Genomic DNA, 21,068 nt, shown 5'->3' on the forward strand with positions numbered 1-21,068 from the left:
GGGGACGGTACGATGAAAGCGCTTACGCCTAGCGTACCGGGCCATTTGCCTCTTGGGGAGAGGTCCACGGAAAGGTTCTCATGTCAGACACGCTCCGGACCACGACATCGCTTCCGCTCGCGGAGGCGACGATCCTCCTGCGCCCCGACGACGACGTCGCGATCGCCACCCGTGACCTGCTCGCCGGCACGGTGCTCGAGCGCGAGGGCGCCGAGCCGCTCGTCGTCGCCGCGACCGTCCCGCGCGCCCACAAGCTCGCCGTGCGCGTCGTCGCCGCGGGTGGTCAGGTGCGCAAGTACGGCCAGTCGATCGGCCGAGCCACTCGCGAGATCCTCCCCGGCGAGCACGTCCACGGCCACAACCTCGCCATGGACGACGGCGAGCACGACTACGAGTTCGGCACCGCCCGGGTGACGGTGCCGCCGACGATGCGCGGGCGGACCTTCCGCGGCTACCGCCGGGCCGACGGGCGCGTGGGCACGCGCAACTTCATCGGCGTCATCACCTCGGTCAACTGCTCGGCCAGCACCGCGAAGATGATCGCCGACCAGTTCCGCGGCATCGGGGTCCTCGACGAGTTCGAGCACGTCGACGGCGTCATGGCCATCACCCACGGCTCCGGCTGCGGCCTCGTGCCCGACTCCAACGGCGGGCAGACCCTCCTGCGCACGCTGCGCGGGTACGCCCACCACCCGAACTTCGGCGGCCTGCTCGTCCTCGGGCTGGGCTGCGAGATGATCCCGGTGCAGTCCCTGACCGCGGGCCTGGACCTGCCCGAGGGCCTCCACGTGGAGACGATGACGATCCAGGACAGCGGCGGCGTGCGTGCCACCGTCCGCGAGGCCGTGGCGAAGATCCGCGCCATGCTGCCCGAGGTGGACCAGGCGCGCCGCGAGGACGTCGACATCTCCGAGCTCGTCCTCGGCCTCAACTGCGGCGGCTCCGACGGGTACTCCGGCATCACGGCCAACCCCGCGCTCGGCCACGCCTCGGACCTGCTCGTCGGGGCCGGCGGCACCTCGGTGCTCGCCGAGACCCCGGAGGTCTACGGCGCCGAGCACCTGCTCACCCGCCGGGCGGTGAGCGAGGAGGTCGGTCGGAAGCTGCTCGACCGCATCGCGTGGTGGAAGGACTACGCCGCGGCCGGCGGTGGGACGCTGGACAACAACCCCTCCCCCGGCAACAAGGCCGGCGGGCTGACGACGATCCTCGAGAAGTCCCTCGGCGCCGTCGCCAAGGGCGGGACCGCCGAGCTCTCCGCCGTCTACGAGTACGCCGAGCCGATCGAGCGCGGCGTGGGCTTCGCGTTCATGGACACCCCCGGGTACGACCCGGTCTCGGTCACCGGGCTGGTGGCAGGTGGTGCGACGGTCGTCTGCTTCACCACCGGCCGCGGCTCGGTGCTGGGCTCCAAGCCGGCACCGACGATCAAGCTCGCCACCAACACCGAGATGTACGAGCGCATGCACGAGGACATGGACCTCAACTGCGGGCGCATCGTCGACGGCACCGCGACGCTGACCGAGGTCGGCGAGGAGATCTTCGAGAAGATCATCGCGGTGGCGTCCGGCGAGACGTCGGTGAGCGAGGAGCTCGACCTCGGCCAGGAGGAGTTCGTGCCGTGGCAGCTGGGGGCCGTGACCTGACCGGCACCGCGAGCGATCACCCCGTCGCCGAGCGAGAGCGGTGTCGCCGAGTGAGAGTGGTGTGCGGGGATCATTCGGCAACAGAGGGATCGTTCGTGGCGAGACCGCCGAAGCGGCGCACGAACCGCCGCTGCCCGGCTGTCTCGACGGCGCGGCGGGCGTAGCGCTCCCGCACGAAGGCGACGGCCTCGCCCGGCGGGACGCCGTCGAGGACTGCCAGGCAGGCCAGGGCGGTACCGGTGCGCCCGAGGCCGCCGGCGCACGCGATCTCCACGCGCTCCGTGGCTGCCCGCTGCCACGCCTCGCGCAGGGCGTCCGCCACCGCTCCGGGATCGGCGGGAAGCCGGAAGTCGAGCCAGCGCAGCCACCGGCTCTCCCACTGCGCGGGCGCGACCGGTCGCGCGGCGAGGTAGAGCGCGAACTGAGGCGGCGGGCCGGGCGGCAGCGCGCGCAGCGACCGGCCACGGACGAGCCTGCCCGACGGCAGGGCGAGTACCCCTGCCCCACCGGGTTCCCACGCTGCGCCCACGTCCTCACAACCTCTTCGAGCGCCGGAGCACGTCGGCAACGGTTGCCACCTTGATGACGAGCCGATCACTTCCGCCGATTCGCGTGAAGCCGTGGTGCTCGTAGAAGGCACGCGCCATCTCGTCGATCGCGTCCACGACGACCAGCCTGCCCCCGCCGAGCTCGGCGGCCTCGACGATCAGCTCGAGAGCGTCGAGGAGGAGCTCGGCACCAAGGCCTCGACCCTGGAGCTCCAGGTCGACGGCCAGCCTGGCAACCAGGTACGCCGGAACAGAGGTGTACCCCGCCGACATCGAGCGCGAGAGTCCGTCCTCCCGGTTCAGCTGCGTGGGAGCGACGGCGTAGTAGGCCCTGACCGACATGCTTCCCCGCACGGTCCACACGTGGGTCCGGGCGGTACCCGCCCGCTGTGCCCGGAGGGCGTGTTGACGGAGCCACAGGTCGAGCGAGGTGCGACCGCATGAGAAGTCGTCGTGTCGGTGCTCCGGCGACAGTGGTTCTGACAGGAAGTGCTGCTCGTCAGATCGACGCGGCCGGTTCATGCACGGTCGAACCGTCGACGCCGTGCTGCTGCCCGTGCCAGCGCCGGTGCCCGGTCAGCTCGCTCCAGACTCTCCACCAAGACGTCGAACTGCTCGGCCGGCATGAGCGTGACGTCCGCCCGGGCAAGCACCCGGCCTGCCTCCGCGCGGGCGGCCCGCGTCACGAAGGTCGACACCGGCTCGCGCGACAGCGAGGCGGCGCGACTGAGCAGCGCGCTCGTCTCCTCGTCGACCCGCATCTCCAGCCGTTTGCTCTTCGTCGCCATCTCCACGCCTCCGGCACCAACTGTACGGGAGTTGTACGGCACAACTCCAGAGGCTGTGGATCACGAGGTCGCGGGCGCTTCTGAATGGCGGCCCGTGAGGTGGCGACGGGTCAGGGCCGGCGTGCGCTGCCCACCCGCTCCGCCTGGAGGTCGGCCACCTGCTCGCGCACAGCCGCACGGAAGGCGTCGTCGTCGGCGAGGTCGGCCGGGAAGATCTCGCCGACGTCGAGGAGCCGGTCCGCGAGGCCACCACCCACAGAGCCACCACCAGCAGAGCTACCACCAGCAGAGCCGCCCGCCGCGCCCGCACCACCCACCGCGGCCTGCAGCCGGGCGGCGAGCGGGTCGTCGAGCACGAGGTCGCCGTCGGCGGTCCGGTCCACGAACACCATCCACGACGCCACGGCCCTGGCCACCTGGTGCGGCACGGCGCCGCCGCCGAGCCGGTCGGTCGCGGTGCCGAGGAGCCGGACGGGGAGCTTCTGCGAGCCGTCCATCGCCACCTGGATCGTCGTGTGCCCGGTCGCCGGGTTGGCGAAGCGCTCGAGCACCGAGTCGCGGTAGGCGGACAGGTCGAGCCCGGGCGGCGCGGCCAGGGTGGGGATGACGTCGTCGTCGATGAAGGCGGTGACGTCGGCGAGGAGCCGCGGGTCGCCCACGGCCTCGGCGATGGTCCGGTGGCCGAGCACGGCGCCGCGGTAGGCGAGGTAGGAGTGCGAGCCGTTGAGGATGCGCAGCTTGGCGTCCTCGAAGGGGGCGACGTCGTCGGTGAGGGTGGCCCCGGCCCGCTCCCACGCCGGGCGCGGGCCGGCGAAGCGGTCCTCGATCACCCACTGGGTGAACGGCTCGGCGACGACCAGGCCGTGGTCCTCGACCCCGGTGATCGCCTGCGCCTCGGCGCGGTGCTCGGCGGTGGTGGCCGGCACGATCCGGTCGACCATCGTGGACGGGAAGGCGACGTGGGTGCGCACCCAACCGGCGACCTCCTCGGCGCGCGGGGCCTCGGCGGCCGTGAGGAAGTCGGCCACGAGGCCCTCGAGCATGGCGCCGTTGTGGACGATGTTGTCGCAGATGACGACCGTCATCGGGCCGGCGTCGTGCAGGGCGCGGCGGGCCAGGCCCCGGGCGAGCATCCCGATCGCGGACCGTGCGGCGGCGTCCTCGGCCCGCCCGGTCCGCAGCTCGGCGGAGAGGGCGGCGAGGTCGGCGCGGACGTCGTCGTCGGCGAGGTCGAGCCGGCCCCCGGCGCGGCGGTAGCCCTTCTCGGTCACCGTCAGGGTGACCACGTGCGTCGTCGGTGCGGCGAGCCGGTCGAGGACGGCGCCGGTCTGCTCCCCGGGGAAGGAGACCTCGCGCAGGGCGCCGATGACCCGCATGGACGCCGTCGGGGCGCCGCCGCCGCCGAGGCCCTTGGTGAGGACGCCGTAGAGCCCGTCCTGCGGGGCGAGCTGCTCCACCACCCGGGGCGAGCGTTGGGTGACGGCGTGGATGCCCCAGGTGGTCTCGCCGGCGGCGGCCATGGCGTCCTCGGTGTAGACGGCCTGGTGGGCGCGGTGGAAGGCGCCGACGCCGAGGTGGACGCCACCGACGCCGACCTCGCGCGGGTCGACGGCGGGGCGGGCCACCGCCGCGGGCAGCCGGTCGAGGGTGGTGAGGGTCAGTCGCGCGGTCATGGCGGAGAGCTCCGTCTGGTCGTCGGGTGCGGACCCGGCCCGGGGTACCCCTTCGGTGGGGCCGCCCGTTGCTGGTACGTTGGGCAAGTCACGCGTGCAAGCGCTTACATGCTAGCGCCGGCGCCGCTGTTGCCGCCAGACCCGAGGAGCACTTCGCATGACCGACCACTGGACCCTGCACCCCGACCGAGCCCTTCCCGCCGGCGAGCTCAGGCCGATCGCGCGGGAGATCTACAGCCACACGGCGTCGTTGCCGCTGGTGTCGATGCACGGGCACGTCGACGCCGCCGTCTTCGCCGAGGACCAGCCCTTCCCCGACCCCGCGCAGCTCCTCGTCGTCCCGGACCACTACCTCGTGCGCATGCTCGTCTCGCAGGGCATGACCGTGGCCGACATGGGCGTCCGGCCGGTGACGGCGGACTCGGGCGTCGCCGTCGAGACCGACGCCCGCACGATCTGGAAGCGCTTCTGCGAGCTCTGGCACCTCTTCCGCGGCACGCCGACGCGGTACTGGCTCGAGCACGAGCTCGTCGAGGTCTTCGGGGTGACGCGGCGCCCCTCCGCCGAGACCGCGGACGCGCTCTTCGACGAGCTGAGCGAGCGCATCGCCGGCCCGGAGTTCCGGCCGCGCGCGCTGTTCGAGCGGTTCAACCTCGAGATCCTCGCGACGACGGACCCCGCCACCTCCGAGCTGCCCCACCACGCGGCGCTCGCCGAGGAGGGCTGGGGTGACCGGATCGTCCCCACGTTCCGGCCCGACCCGCTGCTGCACGTGACCCGGCCGGACTGGACCGGGCTCGTCGACGAGCTCAGCGCCGTCTCCGGCGTCGACGCCTCCGACTACGCCGGTTATCTCGCGGCGCTGCGCCAGCGGCGGCGGGCCTTCGTCGCCGCCGGTGCCCGCGCCACCGACCACGGCCACCTCTCGGCCGACACCACCGAGCTGCCGGCGGAGGAGGCTGCGCGGATCTTCGCCGCGGCACGCCGCGGGGAGGCGACCGACGCCGAGGCCCAGGCCTTCAGCGGTCACATGCTCTTCGAGATGGCGCGGATGTCCACCGAGGACGGCCTCGTCATGCAGCTCCACCCCGGTTCGCTGCGCGACCACGACGCCGCCGTCGCCGCGACGTTCGGCCCGGACAAGGGCTACGACATCCCGGTCGCGACCGAGTACACGCGGTCGCTGCGTCCGGTACTGGAGGCGTTCGGGCACCACCCGAGCTTCGGGCTCATCGTCTTCACCCTCGACGAGACGACGTTCTCGCGCGAGCTCGCCCCGCTCGCGGGGGTGTACCCGGCGATGCGGCTCGGCGCGCCGTGGTGGTTCCTGGACTCCCCCGACGGCATGCGCCGCTACCGCGAGGCCGTGACCGAGACCGCGGGGTTCTACAACACCACCGGGTTCGTCGACGACACCCGCGCCTACGCCTCCATCCCGGCGCGGCACGACCTCGCGCGGCGCATCGACGCCGGCTACCTCGCACGGCTCGTCGCCGAGCACCGGATCGACCTCGACGAGGCCGTCGAGACCGCCGTCGACCTCGCCTACCACCTGCCGCGGGCGGCGTACCCGGCGCTGCGGTAGGCGCTCAGCCGGCGAGGGAGCGCTCGAGGAACGCGCCGACCCTCTCCTGCGCGACGGCGCTGAACGCGTGTCCGCCAGGCAGGATCGCCTCCTCGAGCGAGCCGGTCGCGGCGGGCGAGCCGGTCGAGGCACCGCCCCGCCGCCCCGCGAACCGGTCCCGGAGCTCGGCGTGCGCGGCCCGCACCCCGTCTGGCGGGAAGAGCTCGTCGCCGTCGAAGGACAGCACGAGCAGGTCGTGCGCACGCCGGGCGACGGCGATCTCCGGCAGCCCCGTGCGGTGCAGCAGGCCGGGGGTGGCGAGCAGCCACGAGTGGGCGTCGGCGTAGGCCGGCAGCAGCGGCTCCGTCGTCGTCATCATGGCGACGACGGCGCTCGCCCGGACCCGCGGGTCCAGGGCCGCGAGGGTCCCGGCCCGGCCACCGCCGCCCGAGAAGCCGGCCACGGCCGTGCGATCGGGATCGACGCCCGGCAGTGCGCGCAGGACGGCGAGGGCGACGAGGTCGTCGTGGGCGACCATCCCGGCGAACGACGTCCCGAGCAGGCCCGCCGCCTTGGCGACGACGTGCTCGTGGAGGCTCGCCGCGACGTCGTACGCGTCGCCGACGACGTCGACGCCGCGGTCGTCGTCCGGGCCCGTCTCGGCGGCCAGCGCCGCCCGGGCCAGGGCGACCGGACCGGCGATGCTCGCCGGCGGCGGGTCGAGGACGAAGCGGCGCGAGCCCCAGGCGAAGGTGTCGTGCGCGAGCACGACGAACCCGCGTCGGGCGAGGTCCTCCGCCAGCGCCCGGCCCTCGTAGAGCCTGCGGCGCACGCGCTCGGCGACGACGGTCGGCTCGGCCACCCGCACGAGGCGTTCGGCCCCGATCGACTTCACGCCCGCGTGACAGTGCAGGAGCAGCACGCCGGGCAGCTGCCGCTCTACGCCGGCCGGCCGGGCTGTCCAGGCGCGGGTGGTCGGCCCCACCCCGGTGGACCACTCGACCTCGGTGACCGACACGCCGTCGCGCTCCCACTCCTGCACGGTCCGCACCGCGGGCGCAGCCCCGGGTGCGGGTACACCGAGGGCGCCCGCCAGGCGGCTGGTGAGGTCGTCGCCGTCGAGAAGCGGCCGACCGGCGGTCCAGCCGGGCCAGTCCTCGTAGCCGCCGATCGCGCTCGGCCTGGCCATCGTGGTCACGAGCACTCCTCGGTCGTCTCGGTCGCGCCACTGTTGCGGAACCTGCGGGGTCTGACCAGCAGGATGGCACGATCTCGTTCCACGGAACGACTGTCATGATTTCGTGACACCGGGTCGACCGGCTCGCCTCGCAGACCTGACACCCGCGCTGCCCGCCGCGATCGGTCGCGGCGGGCAGCGGTTCAGGCTGCGGTCGACGTGACCGGGCTCGTGGTGGACGAGCGGCGGTCACGTCACGTCAGCGGCCGAGCGTCGGGTCCCACCCGTCGTCGCCGGCGAGGTGGTCCGCCACCTCGTACGAGGCGGCCTCCTCGTCGCCGAGCTGCGGCCGGTCGGCGTTGATCTCGGCCCCGGGGCCCCAGTTCCGGTACTCCAGCGCCCGCCCGTCGGCCCAGTCACGGCCCGACATCGACGTCCACGGGTCGTCCTTGATGTGGTTGCCGAGGAACGACTCGCGCACGACCACCTGCGGCTCCGCCGTCGGGTAGCTGCTCGGGCGCCACGGCCGGCCGAGGAAGTAGCTGTCCGGCCCGGCGTTCGAGATCAGCCTGCTGTCGGTGATGAGGAACCCGAGCCGGTCCTCCGAGGAGGTGCTGGGCGCGACGATGTAGCCGCTCGGGTCGCTGTCGCGCCTGAGCGCCTTGATCGTCGAGTCCTCGATGACGGCGGTCGCCCGGCCGAAGATGAAGTCGACGTCGCCCTCGATCCAGGAGTCGTGGACGTACACGCGGGCCGGCGTCGTCGCGTTCGGCGAGTCCAGGTAGAGCGTGTCCTGGTTGCCCACGAACCGGACGTCGTCGAAGACCATCCGGTCCGCCGTCGTCTTGACCGCGACGGCCTGCCGGTTGGTGATCTCGGGGTTCGCCTGCTCGTCGAAGGCGTTCTCGAACGTCACGGACTCGGCGGTGAAGCCGGCGCCGGCGAGCGTCACCGTGGCGCTGCCGGTGGTGCCGTAGGTGCCGGAGCCGTCCGGCTTGGGCGTGCCGGCGGCGTTGTCGTACGTGATGACGACGTCCTCGGGCTCCCCGGTCGCGCCGATGAACGACAGGTTCGGCTTGTCGCGGCCGACCTTGACCACCTCGCGATAGACACCCGGCTGGATGAGGATCTCGACCGCCTCGGTGGACCCGGCCGGTGCCGCGTCGACGGCGGCCTGCACCGTGGTGACGTCACCGCTGCCGTCCTGGGCGACGACGATCGTCGTCGCCGCGGCAGCTGCGGCTGCGACGTCGGCGGCGGCCGCCGGCGCAACGAGGCCGAGCATGCCGGCGCTCACGGCAGCGGTGGCGAGAGGGCGCCTCATCGCAGCACCCCCGCGCCGGCCTGGAGCTCCACCGTGGCCCTGACGGCCGGGGTCGGCTCGATCCGCTCGTGGAGCGTGGGGTCCCAGGTCGCCGGGGAGGGGATGCGGTCCTCGGTGTCCGCCGCCGCGTTGTACAGGTCGAGCGCGGAGGCCCACCGGCCGTCGATCATCGTGCCGGTCTCCGTCATCGCCTCACCGCGGGACAGGTCGGTCCACAGCGCGATGATGTCCGCCGGCTCGGAGCCCTCGGCGAGCTCGACGACGTTGTTCTCCGCGACGATCTGCGACTCGCGCCCGACGCCCCAGTAGTAGCTGAAGCCCTCCGACGTCGTCTGGGTGTAGAGGTTGTTGTAGACGTGCACCTGGCCGTAGCGCACCCGCGGGGCGCGCTGGCCGATGTCGGTCCAGTTGTTGTGGTGCAGGGTCACCCGCAGGGTGCCGCGGTCCTGGGTGCGTCCGTCGGAGGAGCCGATGAGCATGGTCTTGTCGTGCTCGCCGAACTCGTTGTACGACACGGTGATCAGGTCCGAGCTGTGGGTGATGTCCAGCAGGCCGTCGTGCACCTCGTAGGGCCGGCCGTAGACCGTGTCCAGCTGCGACGGCGGGATCGCGCCCGAGTCGAGGGTGTTGTGGTCGATCCACACGTGCGTGGACGTCCACACCGAGATGTTGTCGTAGCGCGAGTTCCAGTTGCCGGCACCGGTGTCGCTCGGGTTCCACTCGGGGAAGCAGTCGGTGGAGTCCGAGACGGTGAGGTTGCGGACAATGACGTTGTCGGCGTCGCGGATCCGCAGGTTCGCCCCGACGATGCGGGCGTCGTCACCGACCCCCACGACGGTGGTGTTGGAGCCGATGTGCTGCTGGGTCTGGGCCGCCTGGGCGTTCGCGGCCTCGTCCTGGTGGGCCTGGAGCGCCTCGCGCTCGTCCTCGGTGACGGTGTAGTCCCAGGTCTGCGGGTCGAACGCGGCGATGTAGTCGTCCTGGCTGGAGCCAGTCGCCTCCTCGAACGTCTCGCACGTGGTGACGGTGCCGTCCGCGCGCTCGAAGGCGTTGAGCTCGCCCTCGACGTAGATGATCTTCGCGGTGTCGTTGCTCCGGGCGCCGGGGCCGCCCAGGGCCGCCTGGAGCTCGGCCCACGTGTCGACGTGGAAGACGTTCTCCTCGGTCGCGGCGGCGCCGCCGGTCGTGCCGCCCTCGGCGGCGGCCCAGCCGTCGTTCTCGCCGAGCACCGTCCTGCCGAGGTCTCCGCGCGGCTGGCCGACCCCGAAGGTGCCGTTGTTGCTGCGCTCGTCGGTCCTCTCGGCCGACGCCGGGGCGTCGAGCCCCAGGACGATGGCCGACGTCGCCGCCACGAGGGGCAGCAGCGTTCTGGTGGTACGTCGTACCTGCATGCGACGAGCTCCCTTGTCCCGTGCCCACGCCACCGTTGGCGTAAGCGTTTACGCGTAACCCTCACACAGGGGGCAAAGCGGGGCAAGAGGGGCGGGGCGGCGGGCTCGCGATGTGGACGGCGAGCCGGGCCTCAACCGAGGAGGACCGAGACGACGACGATCGCCGGCAGCGCCAGGACGGTCGTGAGCAGCACGGTGCTGCGGGCCAGGCTGCGCGACTCGTCGTAGGTGACGGCGTAGACGTAGATGTTCTGGGCGGCGGGCAGCGCCGCGATGACGGTGAGGGCGAGCAGCTCGCGACCGGACAGACCCAGCAGGCTCCCCACGCCGAAGGCCACCGCCGGGTGCACGGCGACCTTGAGCGTGGTCGCGAGCAGGACGTCGCGGGAGAAGTCGGCAACGCCCAGGCGCATGCCGCGCAGGGACATCCCGAAGATGAGCAGGGTGAGCGGCACGGCGGCGCCGGCCAGCAGCGAGACCGGCTCGGTCACCCAGTCGGGCAGGTCCAGGTCCAGCAGGTTGGCGGCCAGGCCGAGGACCGACGCCACGATGAGGGGGTTGCGCAGCGGCCGGGTCCACCGGGACAGGCGCGCGCGGCGGTCGGGGTGGTGGGCGCCGGCAGCGCCCGCTCGGCGGTCGGTGCCGGCCCGGTCCGAACGGTCCGCCCGGTCCGAACGGTCCGCGAGGTCCGCCCGCGCCGTCCGGTCCGCCACGATGTCGAGCACGGCCAGGGCGACGGGTGCGGCGAGGACGAGCTGGAAGAGCAGGACCGGCGCGACGTAGGAGGCGTCGCCGAGGACGTAGAAGGCGATCGGGATGCCGAGGTTGGCACCGTTGACGTAGGACGACGCCAGCGCACCGATCACCAGCTCGCCGGCGCGGCGCCGCCACAGCGTCGCCACGACGACGAAGACCAGCGCCACGAGGGCGCTCGAGAGCGCGACACCGACGAGCAGGAGCGACAGCACCGTCTCGACGGGCGCGTCGAGGAGCGTGCTGAACAGCAGCGCCGGCGAGGCGTACGTGAACGCGACCTTCGCCAGCACCTCCTGGCTCCCGGGCGGCAGGGTGCCGCGCCGGGCGGCAAGGTACCCGATCGTGACGAGGACCAGCAGGATCGCGAAGCCCGTGAGGATCCCGGCCACGCCCCGTCTCCCGTCGTCCTGTCATCTGCCGGCGCCCGGCCGGGCCCGCCCGCCCGCGGCGTCCAGGGCCCGGGTCGCGCCGACGCGCATGAAAGCGCTTCCGCTAGACTACACGACACCAGCCGCCAGCCTGCCGGGAGACCCACGATGCGCATCGTCGACATCCGGGAGCGGACGCTCCCCATCAGCTCGCCCATCCGCAACGCCTACATCGACTTCTCCTCGATGACGCTGAGCCTCGTCGCCGTCGTCACCGACGTGGTGCGCGACGGCCGCCCGGTGGTCGGGTACGGCTTCAACTCCAACGGCCGCTACGGCCAGGGCGCGCTCCTGCGGGACCGGTTCATCCCCCGCGTCCTGGCCGCGGACGCCGGCTCCCTCCTCGACGACGACGGCACGAACCTCGACCCGCACCGCATCTGGGCGACGGCGATGACCAACGAGAAGCCCGGCGGCCACGGGGAGCGCTCGGTCGCCGTCGGGACGCTCGACATGGCCGTGTGGGACGCCGTCGCCAAGATCGCCGGGCGGCCGCTGCACCACCTGCTGGCCGAGCGGTACGGCAGCGGCACCGCGGACCCCCGGGTCTTCGTCTACGCCGCGGGCGGCTACTACTACCCGGGCAAGGACGTCTCGGCGCTGCAGGACGAGATGCGCGGCTACCTCGAGCGCGGGTACCGCGTGGTGAAGATGAAGATCGGCGGCGCCGAGCTCGGGGAGGACCTGCGCCGCATCGAGGCGGTCCTCGACGTGCTGGGCCCTGGCCGGCAGCTCGCCGTCGACGCCAACGGCCGGTTCGACCGCGACACCGCGCTCGCCTACGCCGACGCGCTCAGCGCCTACGACCTGTTCTGGTACGAGGAGCCCGGGGACCCGCTCGACTTCGCGCTCAACGCCGCCGTCGCCGAGCGCTACGCCGGACCCCTGGCCACCGGGGAGAATCTCTTCTCGGCCCAGGACGCGGCCAACCTGCTGCGCTACGGCGGCATGCGGCCGGACCGTGACTGGCTCCAGCTCGACTGCGCCCTGTCCTACGGGCTCGTGGAGTACCTGCGGGTCCTCGACGTCGTCGCCGAGCACGGCTGGTCCGCGAGCCGGTGCATCCCGCACGGCGGGCACCAGATGTCGCTCGCGATCGCCGCGGGGCTCGGGCTCGGCGGCAACGAGTCCTACCCGGACCTGTTCCAGCCCTTCGGGGGCTTCCCCGACGGCGTCGCCGTCGTCGACGGGTACGTCACCCTGCCGGACCTGCCGGGCATCGGGTTCGAGGGCAAGAAGGACCTCATCGAGGTGATGCGTTCCCTCGCGTAAGAAGTGGTGCTGCCCGCGCGACCTGGTGCAAGCTTGTGCATCACAGGTGCATCACAGGTGCATCACCTATGATGCACCCATGCGCACGACGATCGACCTTCCACCGGCAGTGCATCGTCGGGCTCGTGAGCTGGCGGCTCAGCGCGGGACGTCCCTCTCCGCCGTCCTCGTCGACCTCACGGTCCGGGGCCTGGCGCAGCTGGACAACCCGGTCGAGCTTCTCACCGACGAGCAGACCGGCCTGCCGGTCCTCTCGCTCGGACGGCGCATCACCTCCACCGAGGTGGCAGACGTCCTGGACGACGAGTGAGCCCCTGTCTCCTCGACGCGAACGTGCTCATCGCCCTGGTGGTCGCGGAGCACGAGCACCACGACCGGGCCGGCCGCTGGCTCGCGAGCGTTCCTACCTTCGCCGTGTGCCCGGTCATCGAGGGTGCGCTGGTCCGTTTCGTGCTGCGGATGGGCGAGAGCCCCACCACCGCCGCAGCCCTGCTCGACCGGATCAGCGCGCACCCGGGGTGCCGCTTCTGGCCCGACGACATCTCGTACAAGGACGTCGCCCTGTCCGGCCTGCAGGGCCACCGCCGGGTCACCGACGTCTATCTCTCCGAGCTCGCCGCCGCCCATGGCGGAAAGCTGGCGACCTTCGACCGGGCACTGGCGACCCTTCGACCTGAGACGACACTCGTCATCCCCTGACCCGCACGCGGCGACGGCGCCACCCCCGAGGGAGTGGCGCCGTCGTGGCACCCGGTCCGGACAAGGCCGGTGCCAGCCTGTGCCGGGCCGGCGTCAGCGGGTGGCCGACGCCGACCGGGGGTGATCAGCCGGTGACCGAGGTGGCCTCCTCGATGAAGGCCTCGGCGGCGGCGAGGGGCTCCATCTGACCGAAGAGCACCTGCTCGTTGTAGCGGGCCAGGATCGCGGCGACCTCACCGGCGCCGACGGGCGGCGGGGCGGGAGCGTCCTCGATGTCGGCGCTGACGTCCTCGATGAACTCGGCCGCGTACTGCTCGGCCTCGCCCAGCTCGGGCAGGATCGCCGCACGCACGTCCTCGTTGGCGGGCAGACCGCGGTCGGAGAGGAGGATCTTGCCGGCCTCCTCGCTGTTGAGCATCCAGTCGATGAACGTGGCCGACGCCTCCGGGAACTCCGACTCGGCCGACATCGAGATGGCCATCGCCGGCTTGAGGAACAGGCCGGTGCGCTCGAACTCGGTCTCACCCGGGTATCGCAGCATCTCGAGGTCGCGGCCGGAGGCCGAGGAGATGGCCTCGAGCTGGTTGGTCCAGAACCGGGCGACAGCGGCGCGGTTCGTCGCGATGAGGGACTGCTCCGGGCCGCCGGCGTCGATCTCCAGCGCCTCGCTGGCGGGCGGCGCGCCGCCGTCCTCGATGATCTTCAGCGAGCGCTCCCACAGCTCGGCGACGAGCTCGGCGTCGACGCCGATCTCGCCGTTCTCGTCCCACAGCGCCTGGCCGTGCTGGCGGGCCCAGATGGCCAGGTCGGGCTCGATGAAGCCGTAGTCCTGCGCGCCGTAGCCCTCGGTGTTCTCCGCGATCTGCACCATGAGCTCGTGGTAGTCGTCCCACGTCCACGTGGTGTCGTCCGGCATCTCGACGCCGGCCTCCTCGAAGATCTGCGGGTCGGCCATCATCACCCGGACGTTGACGCCCGTCGCGAGGCCGTACAGGCCACCGTCCAGCTCACCGGAGGAGACGAGCGCCTCGTCCATCGCGGAGGTGTCGATGTCGTACTCGCTCAGGTCGGCCAGGACGCCGCGGTCGGCGTACTCACGAAGGTAGCGCTCCTCCTGCATGAGCACGTCAGGAGTGTCACCGCCGGCGGTCTGGGTGGCGAGCTTGTCCCAGTAGCCGCCCCAGTCGGTGTAGTCGGGCACCACGGTGATGTCCGGGTACTCCTCCATGAAGGCGTCGATGAGGTCCTGGTTCAGCTGGTGGCGCGAGTCCGAGCCCCACCAGGAGAAGCGGATCTCGGCCTCGCCACCGGCGGCATTCTCGCCGCCGGCTGCCGAGCTCTCCTCGGCGGCGCCACCCTCGGCGTCCTCCTCGAGGTTCTCGGCCTGGCCGCACGCGCTCAGCGCCAGCGAGCCGGCCATCACCAGGGCCGCCGCCTTGAGGACGGTGCCGCGTCGGTTCGTCTTGTTGAGTCTCATCATCTTTTCCCTGTGCGGTTCGCAGGTCGGCAGAGCGGCCACGGTGCGGCCGTCCGGCCGGGGACCTTCGTCGGTCCCCGGGCTTGCTGTGGTGCGCATGGTTACTTGATCCCCGTGGTGGCGATCCCCTTGACCAGGTATCGCTGGCCGAAGAGGAAGACGAGGAAGAGCGGGAGGAGCGAGATGACCGACATCGCGAACATCGGTCCCCACGAGCTCTCACCGGTGGAGTCCAGGAAGGTCCGCAGCGCGATCGGCACGGTGTACATCGCCGGGTCGGTGAGGAAGATCAGCTGGCCGAAGAAGTCGTTCCACGTCCAGATGAAGGTGAAGATCGCCGTCGTCGCCAGGGCCGGCAAGGAGAGCGGCAGCATGATCTGGAAGAAGATCCGGATGTGGCCCGCCCCGTCGATCCGGGCCGCCTCATCGAGCTCCTTGGGGATGCCGCGGAAGAACTGGACCATGAGGAAGACGAAGAAGGCGTCCGTCGCCAGCAGCTTCGGCACGATCAGCGGCCAGAACGTGTTGATCCAGCCGATCTCGGAGAAGAGCACGTACTGCGGCACGATGATGACGTGGATCGGCAGCATGATCGACATGAGCATGATGCCGAACCACAGCCCGCGGAGCCGGAAGTTCAGCCGGGCGAAGGCGTAGGCGGCGAGCGAGGTCGACACGAGGTTCCCGATCACGGACCCGGCCACGAGGATGAAGGAGTTCATCAGGTAGTGGCTGAACGGGTTGAGCAGGGCCGTCCAGCCGCGACCGTAGTTCTCGGCCGTCGGCTGGCTCGGGATCAGCCCCGGCTCACGGAAGATGAGGGCGTCCGGCTTGAAGGAGCTGGCCACCATCCACAGCAGCGGGTAGACCATCGCGAACCCCGCCGCGATGAGCAGGATGTGCTTGATCGTGGAGCGGGCCCGGCCGCCCCACTCGCCGCGCTGGCGCCCGCCGTCGGGCATGGAGTCGGCGATCTCGGTCAGGGTCTCCGGGCGCCGGGGTTCGGCCGGCGTCAGGACCTCGGATGCGGATGCGCGGTCAGTCATTGTAGAAGACCCAGAACTTGGAGGCGTAGAAGTTGATGGCCGTCAGGCCGGCGATGATGACCAGCAGGAGCCACGCCATCGCCGACGCGTAGCCCATGTCCAGGGCGGCGAAGCCGCGCTGGTAGAGGTAGAGGGTGTAGAAGAGCGTCGAGTCGACCGGTCCGCCCGTCCCGTTGCTGACGATGTAGGACTGCGTGAAGCTCTGGAACGCGCCGATGACCTGCAGCACCAGGTTGAAGAAGATGATCGGCGTGAGCATCGGGATCGTGATCGAGATGAACTGCCGCACCTTCGAGGCGCCGTCGATGGAGGCCGCCTCGTAGTACATCTCCGGGATCTGGCGCAGGCCCGCCAGGAAGATGATCATCGGCGAGCCGAAGGTCCAGACGTTGAGGATGATCAGCGTCCCCAGGGCGGTGTCGGGGTTGGAGATCCACGACCTGCCCTCGACGCCGACCAGCGCGAGGACCTGGTTGATGAGGCCGTTGCTGCCGAAGATCTGGCGCCACAGGATGGCGACGGCCACCGAGGAGCCCAGGAGCGAGGGCAGGTAGAAGACGGAGCGGTAGATCGCCAGGCCACGCAGGCCGCGGTCGAGCAGGAGCGCCAGGCCGAGGGCGGCGGCGAGCTGCAGCGGCACCGAGACGAAGACGTACGTGAAGGTGACCTTCAGCGAGGCGAGCAGCCGGGGGTCCTCGGCCATGCGCTGGTAGTTCTCCAGCCCGATGAAGCTGGGGTCGGAGAGCAGGTCGTAGTCCGTGAAGGACAGGTACAGCGAGGCCATGAGGGGGCCGGCCACGATGAGCACGAGGCCCACGAACCACGGACCGAGGAAGAACAGGGCGTACTTGCCGTCGTTCTTCTCGCCGGGGCTGAGGCTCCGCCCACCCTTCTGCTTGCGCAGGGTGCTGAGCTCAGACAGTGCTGACATGGCCCTGCCCTCCTGCTGCGGGACGGGCGACGTCGCGCCGGCGTCCCGCGGTGGGGGTGCGGCTCATGCGTCCTCCTCGGTGGATCGTCGTTGATGAACCCGGGGCGGCCCGCGCACTCTTCAGACAGGCCGATGGATGTAGGTAAGCGCTTCCACTATGCGGCCCAGGGCAGTGTGGCGTCAAGCACACATCAAGGGCGAGACACGATCGTGACCTAGTTTTGTGGCGCGAACTGGGGGCGCTCACCCCTGAACGTGGGGCGTAGCGAGGGACGAAGGCCCCGCCGGTTCTTCCGTCACCCACGCAGCGTCGGGCGTCACCACACGGCGTCGGGTGTCGTCGCCGGGGCTACGCTCGGCACGATGCAGCCTTTCCGCTCGACCGACCGACCCGGGTGGCTTCCCGGCCCGCCCGGCCTGCTTGACAACCCACCCTGAGGCGTAAACGCTTTCGCCATGGTTGATGCTGCCGTCCCCGAGCCCGCCCGTCCGCTGCGCGTCGCCGTCGTCGGGGCCATGGGCTACGGCGTCAACCACCTGCGCGCCCTGCGCGGTCTCGCCGCCGAGGGCCGCGCGGTCCTCGTGGCGGTGGTCGACCGTCGTCCGCTCGAGGGCGAGGCCGCCGAGCTCGCCGGCGACGCCGCGTACCACCAGGACCTCGCCGACGTCCTGGCCGTCGACCCGCCCGACGTCGTCACCATCGCCACCCCGATCCCGTCCCACGCCCCGCTCGCCACCGCGGCCATGCGGGCCGGCTGCCACGTGCTGCTGGAGAAGCCCCCGACGGCCTCCCTCGCCGCGTACGAGGAGCTGCTCGCCGTCGCCCGCGAGACCCGCCGCGCCTGCCAGGTCGGTTTCCAGGCCAACGGCTCCAGCGCCTACGCCGTCATCGACGAGGTCGTGGCCGACGAGGAGATCGGCGAGGTCACCGGCATCGGCGTCGTCGGCACGTGGGTGCGGCCCACCTCCTACTTCGAGCGAGCCCCGTGGGCGGGCCGGCGCCGCCTGGACGGGGTCGACGTCGTCGACGGGGTCGTGACGAACCCCCTCGCCCACGCCGTCGCCGCGGCGTTGCGGATCGACGGCTCCACCCGTGCGGAGGACGTCGCCGTCGTCGAGGCCGAGCTCTTCCGCGCCAACGACATCGAGGCCGACGACACCTCCTCCGTGCGCATCATCACCACGGGCGGGCGCAAGATCGCGCTCGGGCTGACCGTGTGCGCGGCCGAGGCGTCCGAGCCGCGCGTCATCGTCCACGGCACGGACGGACGGGTGGTCTTCCGGTACAAGACCGACGAGGTCGACGTCGATGGCGTCTCGGGCCGGCGCACCGTGGCGTGCACGACGACGCCCCTGCTGGCCAACCTCGTCGACCACCTCCACGACGCCGACGTCCCGCTCCTCAGCTCGCTGGAGGACACCGGCGCGTTCATGCGGGTCCTCGAGGCCGTGCGCACCGCCGACGAGCCGGCGCCGATCCCCGCCGAGCTGGTGGAGTGGGGCGAGGATGAGGTGGGCCGTCACGTCGTCGTGCGCGACGTCGAGCACTGGTGCGACCGGGTGGCCGACGAGCTGCGCACCTTCACCACCCTCGGTGCGCCGTGGGCGCCCGCCCACGGAGCGATCGCCCGGTTGAGCGTCGGCGGGACCGACGTCGCGACCTACGTCGACGGCGCCGGAACCTCGGCGCTGGACAGCCCCCGGCCCCACCTGCACCCGGTTCGCACCCTCGCCGGGGTGTGCGTCACCGACGTCGCACCGTCGGACCACACCTGGCACGCCGGGGTCGGGCTGGCGGTGCAGGACGTGGACGGCAACAACCTGTGGGGCGGGCGCACGTACCTGCCCGGACGCGGGTACACCTGGCGGCCCGACCACGGCCGGATCACCCATGAGGGGTGGGTGGAGGAGCCCTCGGGCGCCGCGCCGCCCGCCGGCGGGGCCGCCGACCCGGCCACCGGTGCCCGCGCCGTCGAGCGCCTCGCCTGGCGCGCTCCCGACGGCGCCGTGCTGCTCACCGAGACCCGCACCCTGACGTGGGCCGCGGCGCCGGAGGGCTGGGAGCTCGGCCTGGAGTCGGTGCTCACCGCGGACGGCGCCCCGGTCACCCTCGGCTCACCGGGCACGAACGGTCGCGAGGGCGGCGGCTACGGCGGGTTCTTCTGGCGGCTGCCGGCGTGCAGGGATGTGGACGTGCGGACCGCCGGCGATGCCGGCGAGGAGGCCGTCCACGGCACGGTCGCCCCGTGGCTCGGTTGGTCGGCGACCACCGAGGCCGGCGACGTCACCCTGGTGCTCGCCGGCGCGACGCCGGAGACCGCCGCCGACCCGTGGTTCGTCCGGGTCTCGGGCTACCCCGGGATCGGCTCGGCGCTGGCGTGGGAGGAGCCGGTGGTCGTGACGCCGGGCACGCCGCTCACCCGCGCGTTCCGGGTGCTCGTCGCGGACGGACGGCTGTCCCGCGAGGCGGTGGCGTCCGCCGGTGCGCGCCTGGCGACGGGGGCATCGGCGCCGGCCTGAGGCCGCTCGGCCCCGGGGCGCCGTCTGACGGGCCTGCCCGAGCGCGATGTGACGGCGTTGTCGTCGCACGAGCGCGATGTCACGAAATCGTCGTCCCCCAGTGCGGAAACCCGCAACAACGCAACACCGACTGGCGGGATCCGGCGCCGCGCCTTCCAAGTACGCCGCTCGACCGGCGGCGGCGGTACCCGGCTCGCACCTCGCGCATCGAGTTGGGGGTTGTTGCGGTCTCGGAGTCCGACCGGGCAGCAACAACCCCCAACTCGAGGACGCCGCGGAGCGGCGGCCCAGCGCCCCACACCGATCACCGCGCCACGCGCGCCCGATCAGCGCTTGGCGAGCTTCAGCCCGAGCACCGCGCCACGCGCGCCCGATCAGCGCTTGGCGAACTCCAGCCCGAGCACCGCACCACGCGCGCCCGATCACCGCGCCACGCGCGCCCGATCAGCGCTTGGCGAGCTCCACCCCGAGCTCGAGGTCGTCGACGACCACCGGCAGCCCGGTGCGGATCGACTCGTTCGCCGCGATGCCCACAGCCACCGCGCGCACGCCGTCGACGTAGCCGGCGGGCCGGCCGAGCGCGTCCTCGCCCGGGCCACGGAAGACGTCGGAGAGCAGGATCTTGTCGCCGCCGCCGTGCGAGCCCTCCCCCATGGGGATCTCGACCTCCTGCGCGCGCTCCCAGTGGTTCTGGACGATGAGGCGCTCACCCTTGGGGCGCAGCACGTCGGCGCTCTCGGCCTCGCGGGCGCTGGGGTCGAGGACCGCCCGGCCGGACGCGTCGAACTCGACCGACCCGCGCTCGACCACCTCGAGCTCGGCCCGGCCCTTGGTGCCGTTGACCGTGACCTTGTACCCCTCCCACGGCGCGTGGGCGTTGAGGGAGTAGGTGAGGAGGGCGCCGCCGCGGTAGTCGACGATGACGGCCATGTTGTCCTCGATGGTGATGCCCGGGGCGAAGACGTCCTGGTCGCGGTGGTAGCCGTCGTAGCCCTCGGCGTCGAGGTAGAGCCGCCGCAGCCGCTCGTCCTGGCGCATGTCCAGCGACCAGCGGTCGCCCGGCTCGGCGTCGACGCCGCGAGCCGGACGCGGCCCGGCCTGCGCGGCGCCGGCGCCCTGGTCGCCGTAGAACGCCAGGCGTCCGCGGGCGTAGACGCGCTCGGGTGCGTCGTCGAGCCACCAGTTGACCAGGTCGAAGTGGTGGGAGGACTTGTGCACGAGCAGGCCGCCGGAGAGGGCCTTCTCCCGGTGCCAGCGGCGGAAGTAGTCCGCGCCGTGGACCGTGTCGAGCGCCCACTCGAAGTGCACCGACGTCACCTCGCCGATCCGGCCGGACGCGATGACCTCCTTGAGCGCGGAGTTGCGCGGCGAGTAGCGGTAGTTGAACGTCATGACGACGTTGCGGCCGGTCCGCTCGGCACCGGCGGTGATCTTCTTGCAGCCCTCGGCGTCGATGGTCAGCGGCTTCTCGACGACGACGTCGGCCCCGGCGTCCATGGCGCGGGTGACGAGGTCGGCGTGGGTGTGGTCCGGCGCGGTGATGACGACCGTCTCGATCTGGTGCTCGTGGACCATCTCCTCGAGCTGGCTCGGCTCGTAGCGGGGCAGCGGCTTCCTGCCGGCCGCGCCGATCAGCTCGTCGTAGTAGGCGGCGCGGCCGGGGTTCGGCTCGCACCAGGCCACGAGCTCGGCGACCTCGGCGTGGTCGCCGACCATGGCGTCGATGTACATCTGGGCGCGGTGACCGGTCCCCGCCACGGCGTAACGGCGGGTGGTGGGCTCGGACGTCATTGGCGTGCTCCTCGAGTTGTGAAAGCGCTTACCTACA

At 72.1% G+C, this 21,068-nt stretch carries 18 protein-coding genes; 6 read left to right on the forward strand and 12 right to left on the reverse strand.

Annotation, left to right across the window (positions count from 1 at the left end; all coding sequences use genetic code 11):
• Positions 1-80 precede the first annotated feature (80 nt).
• Positions 81-1,646 carry a UxaA family hydrolase gene (locus EDD32_RS03760; RefSeq protein WP_123914733.1) on the forward strand — a complete coding sequence of 522 codons (1,566 nt, stop codon included), beginning with the start codon at positions 81-83 and terminating at the stop codon, positions 1,644-1,646.
• Positions 1,647-1,716: 70 nt separating this feature from the next.
• Here the strand turns inward: EDD32_RS03760 and EDD32_RS03765 are convergent, their stop codons facing one another.
• The 4 genes from EDD32_RS03765 to EDD32_RS03780 all read right to left on the reverse strand — a co-directional run bounded on the left by EDD32_RS03765 (position 1,717) and on the right by EDD32_RS03780 (position 4,655).
• A complete protein-coding gene (locus EDD32_RS03765; RefSeq protein ID WP_123914735.1) occupies positions 1,717-2,175 on the reverse strand; it encodes a protein-tyrosine phosphatase family protein in 459 nt (152 codons plus the stop codon).
• 4 nt (positions 2,176-2,179) lie between these two features.
• Positions 2,180-2,536 carry a GNAT family N-acetyltransferase gene (locus tag EDD32_RS03770; protein ID WP_211338714.1) on the reverse strand — a complete coding sequence of 119 codons (357 nt, stop codon included), beginning with the start codon at positions 2,534-2,536 and terminating at the stop codon, positions 2,180-2,182.
• A gap of 176 nt (positions 2,537-2,712) precedes the next feature.
• Positions 2,713-2,982 carry a type II toxin-antitoxin system TacA family antitoxin gene (locus EDD32_RS03775; protein ID WP_123914739.1) on the reverse strand — a complete coding sequence of 90 codons (270 nt, stop codon included), beginning with the start codon at positions 2,980-2,982 and terminating at the stop codon, positions 2,713-2,715.
• Between the two features lie 110 nt (positions 2,983-3,092).
• Positions 3,093-4,655, reverse strand: coding sequence for a mannitol dehydrogenase family protein (locus EDD32_RS03780; RefSeq protein WP_123914741.1), 1,563 nt, complete (start codon positions 4,653-4,655; stop codon positions 3,093-3,095).
• 157 nt (positions 4,656-4,812) lie between these two features.
• Between EDD32_RS03780 and uxaC the strand changes: the two genes are divergently transcribed.
• Positions 4,813-6,240: a glucuronate isomerase gene (gene uxaC / locus EDD32_RS03785; RefSeq protein WP_123914743.1), complete on the forward strand. Its 1,428-nt coding sequence runs from the start codon at positions 4,813-4,815 to the stop codon at positions 6,238-6,240.
• A 4-nt stretch (positions 6,241-6,244) separates the two neighbouring features.
• Here the strand turns inward: uxaC and EDD32_RS03790 are convergent, their stop codons facing one another.
• From EDD32_RS03790 to EDD32_RS03805, 4 genes are all read right to left on the reverse strand, one after another.
• Positions 6,245-7,408: an acetylesterase gene (locus EDD32_RS03790; RefSeq protein ID WP_246006241.1), complete on the reverse strand. Its 1,164-nt coding sequence runs from the start codon at positions 7,406-7,408 to the stop codon at positions 6,245-6,247.
• A 247-nt stretch (positions 7,409-7,655) separates the two neighbouring features.
• Positions 7,656-8,720, reverse strand: a complete 1,065-nt coding sequence (locus EDD32_RS03795) for a pectinesterase family protein (RefSeq protein ID WP_123914747.1) — start codon at positions 8,718-8,720, stop codon at positions 7,656-7,658.
• Entirely contained in the window at positions 8,717-10,111 is a 1,395-nt protein-coding gene (locus tag EDD32_RS03800) for a pectate lyase family protein (protein ID WP_123914749.1), read from the reverse strand. The genes EDD32_RS03795 and EDD32_RS03800 overlap by 4 nt, the downstream gene beginning before the upstream one ends.
• 131 nt (positions 10,112-10,242) lie before the next feature.
• Positions 10,243-11,256: an AEC family transporter gene (locus EDD32_RS03805; RefSeq protein WP_123914751.1), complete on the reverse strand. Its 1,014-nt coding sequence runs from the start codon at positions 11,254-11,256 to the stop codon at positions 10,243-10,245.
• A 147-nt stretch (positions 11,257-11,403) separates the two neighbouring features.
• On the opposite strand from EDD32_RS03805, the gene EDD32_RS03810 reads away from it, so the two are divergent.
• From EDD32_RS03810 to EDD32_RS03820, 3 genes are all read left to right on the forward strand, one after another.
• Positions 11,404-12,567, forward strand: a complete 1,164-nt coding sequence (locus EDD32_RS03810; protein WP_123914753.1) for a mandelate racemase/muconate lactonizing enzyme family protein — start codon at positions 11,404-11,406, stop codon at positions 12,565-12,567.
• 79 nt (positions 12,568-12,646) lie between these two features.
• Positions 12,647-12,877, forward strand: coding sequence for a hypothetical protein (locus EDD32_RS03815; RefSeq protein ID WP_123914755.1), 231 nt, complete (start codon positions 12,647-12,649; stop codon positions 12,875-12,877).
• Positions 12,874-13,266 carry a TA system VapC family ribonuclease toxin gene (locus tag EDD32_RS03820; RefSeq protein ID WP_123914757.1) on the forward strand — a complete coding sequence of 131 codons (393 nt, stop codon included), beginning with the start codon at positions 12,874-12,876 and terminating at the stop codon, positions 13,264-13,266. Before EDD32_RS03815 ends, EDD32_RS03820 begins: the two co-directional genes overlap by 4 nt.
• Before the next feature lie 124 nt (positions 13,267-13,390).
• On the opposite strand, the gene EDD32_RS03825 is transcribed toward EDD32_RS03820, so the two are convergent.
• From EDD32_RS03825 to EDD32_RS03835, 3 genes are all read right to left on the reverse strand, one after another.
• The gene (locus EDD32_RS03825; protein WP_123914759.1) at positions 13,391-14,743 is read right to left on the reverse strand and encodes an ABC transporter substrate-binding protein; all 1,353 of its coding nucleotides are present in this window, start codon (positions 14,741-14,743) and stop codon (positions 13,391-13,393) included.
• Between the two features lie 101 nt (positions 14,744-14,844).
• Entirely contained in the window at positions 14,845-15,705 is an 861-nt protein-coding gene (locus EDD32_RS03830) for a carbohydrate ABC transporter permease (protein WP_246006242.1), read from the reverse strand.
• Between the two features lie 76 nt (positions 15,706-15,781).
• On the reverse strand, positions 15,782-16,720 hold the full coding sequence (locus EDD32_RS03835; RefSeq protein WP_123914763.1) for a carbohydrate ABC transporter permease: 939 nt from the start codon (positions 16,718-16,720) through the stop codon (positions 15,782-15,784).
• A gap of 456 nt (positions 16,721-17,176) precedes the next feature.
• On the opposite strand from EDD32_RS03835, the gene EDD32_RS03840 reads away from it, so the two are divergent.
• Positions 17,177-19,240 (forward strand): DUF6807 family protein, encoded by a 2,064-nt coding sequence (locus tag EDD32_RS03840; RefSeq protein ID WP_123914765.1) that lies wholly within the window; start codon positions 17,177-17,179, stop codon positions 19,238-19,240.
• 444 nt (positions 19,241-19,684) lie between these two features.
• Here EDD32_RS03840 and EDD32_RS03845 read toward each other — a convergent pair whose 3' ends face one another.
• Positions 19,685-21,031, reverse strand: coding sequence for a Gfo/Idh/MocA family protein (locus EDD32_RS03845; protein WP_123914767.1), 1,347 nt, complete (start codon positions 21,029-21,031; stop codon positions 19,685-19,687).
• Positions 21,032-21,068: the final 37 nt, after the last annotated feature.

It is taken from the genome of Georgenia muralis (assembly GCF_003814705.1).
GTDB classification, from domain to species: Bacteria; Actinomycetota; Actinomycetes; order Actinomycetales; family Actinomycetaceae; genus Georgenia; species Georgenia muralis.